Genomic DNA, 12,449 nt, shown 5'->3' on the forward strand with positions numbered 1-12,449 from the left:
TGTCCCGGTGTCCAGCCCCGGCATCGACCCGGACGAGCTCGCGACCGCGCTGAAGGTACTGGCCGAGGTCGACGAGCTGCCACCCGAACACCCCGACGCCGTGGTCGTCCGACGGGCGACCGCGGGGATCTGGAAGTCGGTGCGGCTGCGGCGCCGCGCCGAGAAGCGGCAGGCCGAGAAGTCCTCCGACGAGGCCGTCACCGCCGCCACCGCGACCGGCGCGGCCGGGCGCATCGACGACGAGACCGCCGGCATCCCGCTGGTGTCGACCACCCCCGGCGCGACCGCGGGGACGCTGCACCGCGCCCGCGGGTGCTACGTCTGCAAGACGCGCTACACCGTCGTCGACGCCTTCTACCACCAGCTGTGCCCGGACTGCGCCGCCGCGCACCGTTCCCACCGCGACGCCCGTACCGACCTGTCCGGGCGCCGCGCGCTGCTCACCGGCGGCCGCGCCAAGATCGGGATGTACATTGCGCTGCGGCTGCTGCGCGACGGTGCCCACCTCACCATCACCACCCGTTTCCCGCGCGACGCCGCGCGCCGCTTCGCCGCGCTGCCCGACTCGGCGCAGTGGCTGCACCGGCTGCGGGTGATCGGGGTGGACCTGCGTGACCCGGGCCAGGTCGTCGCCGTCGCCGACGAGGTCGCCGCCGCGGGACCGCTGGACATCCTGGTCAACAACGCCGCGCAGACGGTGCGCCGCTCCCCCGGCTCCTACTCCGCGCTGGAGGCCGCCGAGCACGAGGAGCTGCCCGCGGGCGAGCTGCCGGAGATCGTGTCGTTCACCAGCGGCTCGCGCGAGCACCCGCTCCTGCTGGCCGGGGCGGTCCCGGGCGGGCGCGACCTGGCCGCGCTGGCGACGACGGCCCGGTCGGCGTCGCCGGAGCGGATGGCCGCCGGCACCGCGGTCGACGCGGGCGGGCTGCTGCCCGACACCGCGGCGGTCAACAGCTGGGTCGACCACGTCCAGCACGTGGACCCGCTCGAGCTGCTCGAGGTGCAGCTGTGCAACCAGACGGCGCCGTTCGTGCTGGTGTCGCGGCTGCGCCCGGCGATGGCGGCGTCGAGCGCGCGCAACAAGTACGTCGTGAACGTCTCGGCGATGGAGGGCGTGTTCGGGCGCGGCTACAAGGGCCCCGGGCACCCGCACACCAACATGGCGAAGGCCGCGCTGAACATGCTGACCCGCACCAGCGCGGGCGAGATGTTCGCGACCGACCGGATCCTGATGACCGCGGTGGACACCGGCTGGATCACCGACGAGCGCCCGCACCCGATGAAGCTGCGCCTGGCCGAGGAGGGGTTCCACGCCCCGCTCGACCTCGCCGACGGCGCCGCCCGGGTCTACCACCCGATCGTCGCCGGGGAGGCCGGCGAGGACCTGCACGGAGTGTTCCTGAAGAACTACCGCGTGTCCTCCTGGTAGAGGGGTCTCACCCGTCACTGTCGGGGGTCGCCGCTACCGTGCGGTCCGTGCTGGAGATCCATCGGGCCGAACGCGCCGACACCCTCGTCGAGGCGCTCGCCGGCGTCCTGGCGGCCGGCTCGGACGACCCGTTCGCGGCCGAGACCGTCGCGGTCCCCGAGCGCGGGGTGGAGCGCTGGCTGGCCCAGCGGCTCGCGCACCGGCTCGGTGCGGGGACGGGTGGCGGCGGGGTCTGCGCGAACGTCCGGTTCCCGGCGCCGGCCGCGCTGCTCGGCGGGGTCGTCGCGCACGTCACCGGCACCGACCCGGCGACCGACCCGTGGTCGCCCGGCCGGTCGGTGTGGCCGCTGCTGGAGCTGATCGACGAGGCCGTCGCCGAACCCGGGGACGACCGGTTCACCGCTCTCGCCGCGCACCTGGAGCGTGGTGGGCACGGCCGCCGCTACGCGCTCGCCCGCACGCTGGCCGGGCTGTTCGGCTCCTACGCCACGCACCGTCCCGAGCTGCTGCGCCGCTGGCGCGCCGGGGAGGACGCGGTGCCCGCCGACCTGGTGTGGCAGCCGGAGCTGTGGCGCCGCCTGCACGCCGCACTCGGAGTGCCCGGTCCCGCCGAGCGCCTCGACGACGCGGTGGCCCGCCTGCGCGGGGGCGCCGACCCGGGCCCCGAGGTCGGGCCGCGGCTGTCGCTGTTCGGCCCGACCCGGCTGGCCGCCGAGCACCTGACCGTCCTGGAGGCACTCGCGGCGCACCGGGAGGTCCACCTGTGGCTGCCGCACCCGTCGCCGGCGATGTGGGAGGCGGTGCGCGCCGCGCGGACACCGGGGGTGCCCTCGCGCGCCGCCGACACCAGCGCCGGGGCCGTCCGTCATCCGCTGCTGCGCTCGCTCGGCCGGGACACCCGGGAGCTGGCCCTGCGGCTCCCCGCGGCCGGGCCCGGCGTGACCGACACCCATCACCCGGCCCCCGCCGGGACCGGCGCGCCGACCCTGCTGCGCCGCCTGCAGACCGCCCTGCGCGACGACGCCGTGCCGCCCGCCCCGGAGGACCGTCCCCTGCTCGACGCGGACGACCGCAGCGTCGCGCTGCACTCCTGCCACGGCCCGGACCGGCAGGTGGAGGTGTTGCGCGAGGTGCTGCTCGGCCTGCTCGCCGCCGACCCGGACCTGGAGCCGCGCGACATCATCGTCATGTGCCCGGACATCGAGGTGTTCGCGCCGCTGATCACCGCCTCGTTCGGCCTCGCCCCGGACGCGGACGTCCCCGACGGTGCCGGCCCCTCCCGCGAGGAGCTCCACCCCGGGCACCGGCTGCGGGTGCGCCTGGCCGACCGCGCCCTGCGCCAGGCGAACCCGCTGCTGGGCACGGTGTCGTCGCTGCTGGAGCTGGCCGGGTCCCGGGTCAGCGCCTCCCAGGTGCTCGACCTGGTCGCCTCCGCCCCGGTCCGGCGCCGTTTCCGCTTCGACGACGACGCGCTGGAGCGGCTGTCCGAGCTGGTCACCGCGGCCGGGGTCCGGTGGGGGCTCGACGCCGCGCACCGGCGGCCCTACCGGCTCGACGGGGTCGAGCAGAACACCTGGCGGGCCGGGCTGGACCGGATGCTGGTCGGCGTCGCGATGGCCGAGACGCCGGGCGCCCCGGCCTGGCTGGGCACCGCGCTGCCGCTGGACGAGGTCGACTCCTCCGACGTGGACCTCGTCGGGCGGCTCGCCGAGTTCGTCGACCGGCTCGCGACGGTGCTCGGTACGCTGCGCGGCCCGCAGCCGCTGTCGGTCTGGGTGGACGCGCTGGTCGAGGGGCTGTCCGCACTGACCGACACCACCCCGACCGACGCCTGGCAGGCCGGGCAGGCCCGCGCGGAGCTGGCCGACGTCGTCGCCTCCGCGGGGCCGCAGGCCGCCACGGTCGACCTCGACCTGCCCGACGTGCGCGGCCTGCTCGCCGAGCGGCTGCGCGGGCGGCCCAGCCGGGCCAACTTCCGGACCGGCACGCTGACCGTCGCGACGCTGGTGCCGATGCGGGCCGTCCCGCACAAGGTCGTGTGCCTGCTGGGCTGCGACGACGGGGTGTTCCCCCGCGCCGGCGCCCCCGACGGCGACGACGTGCTGGTCCGCGACCCGGTCGTCGGCGAGCGGGACCCGCGCGGGGAGGACCGCCAGCTGCTGCTCGACGCGATCTGCTCGGCCACCCGGCACCTGGTGGTGGTGTCCTCCGGGGCCGACGAGCGCACCGGCGCCGACCGGCCGCCGTCGGTGCCGGTCGGCGAGCTGTGCGACGCGATCGACGCCTGCGTGCGGACCGGGACCGAGGCGACCGCGTCGCAGGCGCTGCGGGCCCGGCACCCGCTGCAGCCCTTCGACCGGCGCAACTTCTCCTCCGGCGCGCTGCTGGCCGCCGGACCGTTCAGCTTCGACCGGGCCGCGCTGCGTGGTGCCGAGGCCGCGGCCGGGCCGCGCACCGTGACCCCGCTGTTCGGCGCGGACCCGCTGCCCCCGCCGGAGGACCCGCCGGACGGGGTGGTCGAGCTCGACGAGCTGGTCGCCTTCGTCGAGCACCCGGTGCGGGCGTTCCTGCGCCAGCGGGTGCGGGTGCTGCCGCCGGAGGAGAACGCCGAGCCCGACGACGCGCTGCCGGTCGAGCTCGACGGCCTGGCCACCTGGAAGATCGGGGACCGGCTGCTGACCGACCGGCTCGCCGGGGCGGCGCCGCAGGCCGTCGCCCGGGCCGAGACGCTGCGCGGTGACCTCCCGCCCGGCGGGATCGGGCACCGGGTGCTCACCGAGGTCGGCGGGCAGGTCGAGCCCCTGGTCGCCGTCGCCGCGGCGGTCGCGACCGGCGAGGCGGGCTCGCAGGACCTCGTCGCGCAGCTCACCGGCACGCCCGAGGACGGCCGCGCCGTCGCCGGGACGGTGCCGGGCCTGCACGGCGACGTCGTGGTGCGCGTCGAGTACTCGCGGCTCAAGGCCAAGCACCGGCTGCGGGCGTGGGTGCAGCTGCTCGCGCTCACCGCCGCGCACCCCGGCCGGTCGTGGACGGCGGTGACCGTCGGGCGCGGCCCCGGCGGCGCGGCCCGCTCGGTGCTCGGCCCGGTCGACCCGGGCCTCGCCCGCCGCACCCTGGCCGACCTGGTCGCGCTGCGCCGCGAGGGCCTGCGGGCGCCGCTGCCGCTGCCCACCGACGCCGCCGCCGTCTACGCCCGCAACCGCGCCCGCGGGGTGGTCCCGGCCAACGCGTTCGCCGCCGCGGAGAGCGAGTGGTCGCGCTTCGAGCACGCCGAGGCCCCGCACGTCTTCGTCCGGGGCGCCGCGGGCGGCCCGCTGGTCGTCCGTACCGAGCCCGGCTCCGGCGGGGAGCCCACCCGCTTCGGGGAGCTCGCCGTCCGGCTGTGGGCACCGCTGCTCGACCACGAGAGGCAGGACGCGCCGTGAGCACCACCAGCGTGTTGTCGGCACCGACCTTCGAGGTCGACGGGCCGCTGCCGACCGGCACCGTCGTGCTGGAGGCGAGCGCGGGGACGGGCAAGACCTACACGATCGCCGCGCTGGCGACCCGCTACGTCGCCGAGGGCGTCGCGGACCTGGACCGGCTGATGCTGGTCACCTTCGGCCGCGACGCCACCCAGGAGCTGCGCGAGCGGGTCCGGGAGCGGCTGGTGGGCACCGAGCGGGCGCTCGCCGCCGTGCAGTCCGGCGCCACCCCGCCGACGCCGGAGGCCGACCCCGTGGTCGCGCACCTGGCCGCCACCGACCCGGCCGAGCTGGAGCGGCGCCGGGCCCGGCTGGCGACGGCGTCGGCGTCGTTCGACGCGGCGACGATCGCCACCACCCACCAGTTCTGCATGCAGATGCTGGCCGGGCTGGGCGTGGCCGGGGACAACGACCCGGACGCCGAGTTCGTCGACCACGTCGACGACGTCGTCACCGAGGTCGTCGACGACTTCTACGTGCGCAAGTACGCCGCCCCGAACGCGGGCCGCCCGGCGTTCGACCGGGCCGCGGCCCTGGCGCTGGCCCGCCGCGCCGTCGGCGACCCGCAGGCCGAGCTGGAACCCCGCGACGCCGACCCGGCCACCCCGGCCGCCACCCGGTACGGCTTCGCCTCCGCGGTGCGCCGCGAGGTCGACGCCCGCAAGCGGCGCTCGCGTATCTACAGCTACGACGACATGCTCACCCGCCTCGCCGCGGCGCTGCGCGACCCGGTCCGCGGCCCCGCCGCCCGGGACCGGCTGCGGTCGCGGTTCTCGGTGGTGCTCGTCGACGAGTTCCAGGACACCGACCCGCTGCAGTGGGAGATCCTCTCCCTGGCGTTCCACTCCGCCCCCGACACCACGTTGGTGCTCATCGGCGACCCGAAGCAGGCGATCTACGCCTTCCGCGGCGCCGACGTGCACAGCTACCTGCGGGCCGCCGACGCGGCGGCGACCCGGCGCACCCTCTCGACCAACCGCCGCAGCGACGCGGCCCTGCTCACCGCGCTGGACGGGGTGTTCGGCGAGGCCGCCCTCGGGGACTCCGGGATCGTCGTGCACCCGGTCCGGGCCCACCACACCGGGCGGCGGCTGACCGCCCGCCAGGACGCCCCCCTGCGGCTGCGGCTGGTCGACCGGGACCGGCTCGACCTGACCGGGCGCGGGCTGGCCCGGGCCAAGGGCGCCCGCGCCGTGGTGGCGCGCGACGTCGCCGTCGACCTGTCGCAGCTGCTCGACGGCACCGCCCGCTTCGCGGGGGGACGACTGTGCCCCGGGCAGGTCGCGGTGCTGGTGCGCACCAACGCCCAGGGCCTGCTGGTGCGCGACGCCTGCGCCGAGGCCGGGGTGCCCGCCGTGCTCACCGGCTCCACCAGCGTGTTCACCACGCCGGTCGCCGCGGAGTGGCTGACGCTGCTGGAGGCCGTCGAGCAGCCGCAGCGCTCGATGCGGCTGCGCGCCGCAGCGCTGACCCGGTTCGTCGGCCACACCGTCGCCGACCTGTGCGGGCCCGACGCCGAGAGGCTGGTCGACCAGCTCGGCGCGGACCTGCGGGCCTGGCACCAGGTCCTCGCCGAGCGCGGGGTCGCCGCCCTGCAGGAGGCCGTGTTCGCCCGCTACGCCCCGGCCGAGCGCCTGCTGCGCAGCCCCGACGGCGAACGCGACCTCACCGACGTGCGCCACGTCGGCCAGGTTCTGCACTCCGCGGCGCTGGAACGCCACCTGGGCCCGACGGCGCTCACCGAGTGGCTGCGGCACCGGATCGGCGAGGCCGCCCGCGACACCTCCGCCGAGCGGAGCCGGCGGCTGGAGTCCGACGCCGACGCCGTCCAGATCGTGACGGTGCACCGGTCCAAGGGGCTCGAGTTCCCGGTGGTGTACCTGCCGTTCGCGTGGGACCGCTGGGTCGACGACCGGCCCGAGACGCTGCTTTACCACGACACCCCGGCCGGTGCCGACGGCCAGCGCCGGCTGCTCGACGTCGGCGGGTCCACCGGGCCGGACCGCACCCGGCGCACCGCGCTGCACCAGGCCGAGGAGGCGGGCGAGGACCTGCGGCTGCTGTACGTGGCGCTCACCCGCGCCTGCAGCCAGGTCGTCGCCTGGTGGGTCCCGGGGACGACGACCGCGGCGGCGTCGCTGCACCGGGTGCTGTTCGGGCACGCCGGGCCCGGCGCGGAGCCGGAACCGACCGCGAAGGTCCCCGGCGACGCGAACGCGCTGGCGTTCCTGCGGGAGCGGCTCGCCCCGGCCGGCGCGTCGGTGGAGACCCTGCACGACCGCGACCCCGCCGACCGCACCCCGGTCCCGCCCGACGCGGGGCTGGCCGTCGCGACGTTCACCCGCACGCTGGACACCGCGTGGCGGCGCACGTCCTACACCGCGCTGACCGCGGCCGCGCACGCCGCGCACCACCCGCACCCGGCCGTCGACGCCGACCCGGAGCCGGCCGCGACCGCGCCCGGGGTGCTGACCGAGCCCGAGGACGAGGGCATCGTCGACGAGCCCGACCCCGCCCCGCTGCCCGGTGCCGGCCCCAGCGGGGACGCCACGGCGGGTGCAGTCGGCCCCGCGGGGTTCCCCTCCCCCATGGCCGACCTGCCCTCGGGCACCGGGTTCGGCACCCTGGTGCACGCCGTGCTGGAGCACCTCGACACCCGCACGGCCGCCCAGGGCGACGCCGCGCTGCGGGCCGAGGTCGTCGCCCACGTCACCGAGGAGCTGCGCCACCAGCCGGCCGACCTCGATCCCGACGAGCTCGCCGACGCGCTCGTCCCGGTGCTGCGGACCCCGCTCGGGCCGATCGCGTCCGGGCTGGCACTGGCCGACGTCGCGCCGGGCGACCGGCTGTCGGAGCTGGACTTCGAGCTGCCGCTGTGCGGCGGGGACACCCCGACGGGGCGGCTCACCCTGGCCGGGCTGGCCGCCGCCGTCCGCAGGCACCTCGGGCCCGGTGACCCGCTGCACGGCTACGCCGACCTCCTCGACTCCCCCGACCTCGCCGGACAGCAGCTGCGCGGCTACCTGACGGGCAGCATCGACTCGGTGCTGCGGGTCCGTGACGGGGCCGGGGAGCGGTTCCTCGTCGTGGACTACAAGACGAACTGGCTGGGCCCGGTCGGCCCGTCCGGGCGCGACCCGCTGACCGCGGCGCACTACACCGCCGACCGGCTGGCCACGGCGATGGCCGACGCGCACTACCCGCTCCAGGCGCTGCTCTACGCCGTCGCGCTGCACCGCTACCTGCGCTGGCGGCTGCCCGGCTACGACCCGGACACCCACCTCGGCGGGGTCGGCTACCTGTTCCTGCGCGGTATGTGCGGGCCGGACACCCCGGTCACCGGGTCCGGGCCGCTGGCCGCGCCGTGCGGCGTCTTCGCCTGGCTGCCACCCGCCGCCCTGGTCGAGGAGCTGTCGGACCTGCTGGACGGAGGCACCCCGTGACGACGACCGCACCCCCCACCCCGGCGCCGACGGCACCCCCGGCCCCCGAGCGGGACCCGTTCGGTCCGCGGGCCGCCCGCACCGCGACCGGGGTGCTCGCCGCGTTCAACGAGGCCGAGATCCTCGCGCCGGGCGACGTGCACGTCGCGCGGCGGCTCGCCGCCCTCGGCGGGCGCGGCGACCCGACCGCCGCCGACGACCCGGCCGCCGCCGAGCCCGAACCGGTGGTGCTCGCCGCCGCGCTGGCCGTGCGCGCGATCCGCAACGGGTCGGTCTGCGTGGACCTGGCGAGCGCCGCGGCCACGACCGCGGGCGAGGGCGAAGTCGCCGTCGACGTGTCCGGGCTGCCCTGGCCGGAGCCTGCGACGTGGCGCGCGGCCTGCGCGGACAGCCCGCTGGTCGCCGTCGGCGAGGACGGCCCCGCCGGGCGGCCGCTGCGCCTGCTCGGGAACCTGCTCTACCTGGAGCGCTACTGGCAGGAGGAGGAGCTGGTCCGCCGCGAGTTCACCGCGCGCGCCGGGCCGGTCGCGACCGTCGACCCGGACCGGCTGTGCGCGGCGCTGGACCGGCTGCTCGGCGACCCCGGCGCCGAACGGCAGCGCCTCGCCGCCGCGGTCGCCGCGCTGCGGCCGGTCGCCGTGATCGCCGGCGGCCCCGGCACGGGCAAGACGACGACGGTCGCGGCCCTGCTCGCCGTTCTGCACGACCTGCACCGCGCGACCGCCCCGCCCGGGGCGCCGGGTCTGCGGGTGGCGCTCGCCGCACCGACCGGGAAGGCCGCGGCCCGGCTGACCCAGTCCGTCGCCGAGGCCCACGGGCGGCTGCCGGAGACCGACCGGGCCGCCGTCGCGGGGGCGACGGCGTCGACGCTGCACCGGCTGCTGGGTTCGCGGGGCACCTCGGGCCGGTTCCGCCACCACCGGGCCAACCGGCTGCCGCACGACGTCGTGGTCGTCGACGAGACGTCGATGGTGTCGCTGACGATGATGGCGCGGCTGCTGGAGGCCGTCCGGCCGGACGCCCGGCTGGTGCTGGTCGGGGACCCGGACCAGCTCGCGTCGGTGGAGGCCGGTGCGGTGCTCGGCGACCTCGCCGCCGCGGGCGGCCGCACCGAGCCCGCGCTGCAGGACGCGCTGAGCGCCTGCGGGGCGTTCCGCGTGGACCGGCCCGTGCCGGCCTCCGGCGCCGCGGGCACCCCCGCGCCCGCCGAGCCGGGCCCGCCCGCCGTGGTGCGCAACGGGGTGGTGCGGCTGGAGCGCAACTGGCGCTTCGGCGGCACGATCGCGGACTTCGCGGCGGCCGTGCAGGACGACGACCCCGACGCCGCTGTCGCGCTGCTGCGCCGCGGCGCGGCCGACCTGTCCTTCGTCGACGGCGACGCGGCCGAGCTCGAGCCGCGCCGGCTGGACACGTTCCGCCAGGACGTGACCCGGGCCGCGGTGGACGTGATCGGGGCCGCCGAGGCCGGGGACGCCGAGCAGGCCTTGCGGGTGCTCGACGACCACCGCGTCCTCTGCGCGCACCGCCGCGGCCCGCACGGGGTGACCCGGTGGACCGCGGAGATCGAGCGGTGGATCGAGACCGAGCGTCCCGGCTTCGCCGCCGAGGCCCCCTGGTACCCGGGCCGCCCGCTGCTGGTCACCACGAACGACTACGACCTGGGCCTGTTCAACGGTGACACCGGCGTCGTGGTCCGGGCCGCGTCGGGGCGCCGCGCGGTGTTCGCCCGGGACAACGCCCCGGTCGCGTTCGAACCGGCACGCCTCGGCGGCGTCGGCACCGTCCACGCGATGACGGTGCACCGCAGCCAGGGCAGCCAGTTCAAGCGGATCACCGTGGTGCTGCCGCCCGCGGACTCGCCGCTGATGACCCGCGAGCTGCTCTACACCGCCGTCACCCGGGCCAAGGAGTCCGTGCGGATCATCGGCACCGAGGAGGCGGTACGCGCCGCGATCGGCCGCCCGGCCGGGCGCGCGAGCGGCCTGCAGCAGCGGCTCGGGACCTGAGGTCCCGAGCCGGCGCGGGCACCGTCACGCGGCGGGCGGGGCCTGCTGCTTCTGCCTGCGGCCCGCCTGGACCGACACGAACACGACCAGCGCCAGGCTGATCCACAACGCGTACCTGTCGACGGCGAGCACCACGTCGACGGCGTCCTGTCCGAGGCCGAACCCGAGCCCGGCGACGAGCCCGGTGATCAGCGCGGCGCCGATCGCGTCGAAGAGCAGGAACGTCGCGAGCCGCATCCTCCCCAGTCCGGCGACCGCGAACACCGCGGCGGCCGGGATGCCGGGCAGCGCGGCCGCGACGACGGCGATCGGCATCGCCCAGCGCGGCCAGCTGCGGATCCGGCCGACGAACCGCTTCGCGAGGTCACCGGGCGCCCACAGCGCGACGATCTTCTCGCCCCACCGGCGCCCGGCCAGCCAGAACAGCCAGTCGAACTTGATCATTCCGAACACCCCGGCGGTGATGACGACCCACAGGTCCGCCTCGCCGATGCGGGCGAACGCCGCGCCCGCCCCGACCGCGGAGAGGCTGCCGGTGACCGCGGCGAGCCACACCGGGTGCGACGCCAGCAGGAACGGCCGCAGCGGCATCGTCACCAGCATGAACACGAGCAGGCCGAGCGTGGAGAAGACGAGCACCTTGTCGCCGCGCGACATCGGGTGGTCCCAGGGCATCGCGTCGCGCCAGGCCTGCTTGCCCGCCTCGATCTCCTCCGGGCTGTAGTCGCGCCGCCACCACCGGGTCCGTGCGGGAGCCGCTCCGGGGTCGGCCGGGGCGGATCCGCCCCCGCGGTCCGCGGCGGGCCCACCGTCCCCCGCCGGTGCGGCCGCCCGGGTGTGGTCGCTCGTCATCGTCGTCCCCCTCGTCCGATGGCGTTCCATCGGAACACGACCCTAGGCGGGTCGGGGTCCGGCCGGATCCGCAGCGAGGACGAGATGCCCACCGTCCCCGTCCTCGTCCGGGCGGAGGAGGAAACCGTTCGGCGGCGGGCCGCGGCGCGGCTACGCTCCGGCCCGTGCCGCCGTCCGTCACACCGGCCGACGGGCCGTCGCTCGACGCCCCCGTCACCCTGCGCCCGTTGGTGCGGGCCGACCTGGCCCTCCTGCGGCGCTGGCTGGCCGCGCCGCACGTGCACCGGTGGTGGTTCCACGAGACCACCGACGAGGCGCTCGAACGCGACTTCGGGGCGGGGCTGCGCGGCGAGGAACCGGGCGAGGACCTCGTCGCCGAGCTCGGTGGTGTCCCGGTCGGGCTGGTCCAGCGCGCCCGCTGGCACGACTACCCCGAGGAGGTCGCCGCGATCGCGCCGATCCTGACGATCCCGGACGGTGCGCTGACCGTCGACTACCTCATCGGGCCGGTGGAGCTGACCGGGCGCGGGCTGGGCCCGCGGATCATCGCCGCCGCCGTCGCCGAGGGCTGGGAGCGCTACCCGGAGGCGACGGCGGTGGTCGTCCCGGTCGCGGCGGGCAACCGGGCGTCGTGCCGGGCGCTGGAGAAGGCCGGGTTCCGCCGGGTCGCGACCGGGGAGCTGCCCCCGGACAACCCGGCCGACCCCCCGCTGGCCTACGTGCACCGGCTCGACCGGCCCGCCCGTCTGGGATGATCCCCGCGTGCCTCCCGTGACCAGCGCCGGACTCCTGCTGCACCGGCCCGGGCCGGGCGGCCCGGAGGTGCTGCTCGGCCACATGGGTGGACCGTTCTGGGCCCGCAAGGACGACCACGCCTGGTCGATGCCCAAGGGCGAGCACGGCCCCGACGAGAGCCCGCTCGACGCCGCCCGACGCGAGTTCACCGAGGAGATCGGCGCCCCGCCGCCCGACGGCGAGCCGGTCGGGCTCGGGACGGTCCGCCAGTCCCGCAAGACCGTCACCGCCTTCGCGCTGGACGGGTCCGGCTTCACCGGCGCCGAGGCCGTCGCCGGCCGTCCCGACGACGGCAGCTGGGTCGAGATGGAGTGGCCGCCCCGCTCCGGGCGCACCCTCCGCTTCCCCGAGCTGGACCGCGCCGCGTGGTTCGACCTCGCCACCGCCCGGGAGAAGATCGTGAAGGGTCAGGTGCCCTTGCTCGACAGGTTGGCCGACCTGCTCGGCGGGTAGTCGACCG

The 12,449-nt window shown here is 77.3% G+C and carries 7 protein-coding genes; 6 read left to right on the plus strand and 1 reads right to left on the minus strand.

Annotated features, from left to right (window positions below; genetic code table 11):
- The first annotated feature begins 7 nt into the window (after window positions 1–7).
- The 4 genes from MTO91_RS16320 to recD are packed head-to-tail and all read left to right on the plus strand — an operon-like array spanning window position 8 to window position 10,342.
- A complete protein-coding gene (locus MTO91_RS16320) occupies window positions 8–1,429 on the plus strand; it encodes an SDR family NAD(P)-dependent oxidoreductase (protein WP_476651746.1) in 1,422 nt (473 codons plus the stop codon).
- Window positions 1,430–1,476: 47 nt separating this feature from the next.
- A complete protein-coding gene (gene recC, locus MTO91_RS16325; protein ID WP_476651748.1) occupies window positions 1,477–4,854 on the plus strand; it encodes an exodeoxyribonuclease V subunit gamma in 3,378 nt (1,125 codons plus the stop codon).
- Window positions 4,851–8,336, plus strand: a complete 3,486-nt coding sequence (locus MTO91_RS16330; RefSeq protein ID WP_476651750.1) for a UvrD-helicase domain-containing protein — start codon at window positions 4,851–4,853, stop codon at window positions 8,334–8,336. The genes recC and MTO91_RS16330 overlap by 4 nt, the downstream gene beginning before the upstream one ends.
- Window positions 8,333–10,342 (plus strand): exodeoxyribonuclease V subunit alpha, encoded by a 2,010-nt coding sequence (recD, locus tag MTO91_RS16335; protein ID WP_476651752.1) that lies wholly within the window; start codon window positions 8,333–8,335, stop codon window positions 10,340–10,342. The genes MTO91_RS16330 and recD overlap by 4 nt, the downstream gene beginning before the upstream one ends.
- 24 nt (window positions 10,343–10,366) lie before the next feature.
- Here the strand turns inward: recD and MTO91_RS16340 are convergent, their stop codons facing one another.
- A complete protein-coding gene (locus MTO91_RS16340) occupies window positions 10,367–11,194 on the minus strand; it encodes a DedA family protein (protein WP_405416647.1) in 828 nt (275 codons plus the stop codon).
- A 164-nt stretch (window positions 11,195–11,358) separates the two neighbouring features.
- Here MTO91_RS16340 and MTO91_RS16345 point away from each other — a divergent pair, with 164 nt between their 5' ends.
- Complete coding sequence (locus MTO91_RS16345; RefSeq protein WP_405416645.1) at window positions 11,359–11,949, plus strand: GNAT family N-acetyltransferase; 591 nt, start codon at window positions 11,359–11,361, stop codon at window positions 11,947–11,949.
- A 16-nt stretch (window positions 11,950–11,965) separates the two neighbouring features.
- Window positions 11,966–12,442, plus strand: coding sequence for an NUDIX hydrolase (locus MTO91_RS16350; RefSeq protein ID WP_476654901.1), 477 nt, complete (start codon window positions 11,966–11,968; stop codon window positions 12,440–12,442).
- Window positions 12,443–12,449 lie beyond the last annotated feature (7 nt).

Source organism: Pseudonocardia sp. 2-7, assembly GCF_056341085.1.

Bases quoted from the DNA above. Each gene is read 5' to 3' on its own strand.
- MTO91_RS16340 (WP_405416647.1), bottom strand. From the start codon at position 11,194: ATGACGAGCGACCACACCCGGGCGGCCGCACCGGCGGGGGACGGTGGG.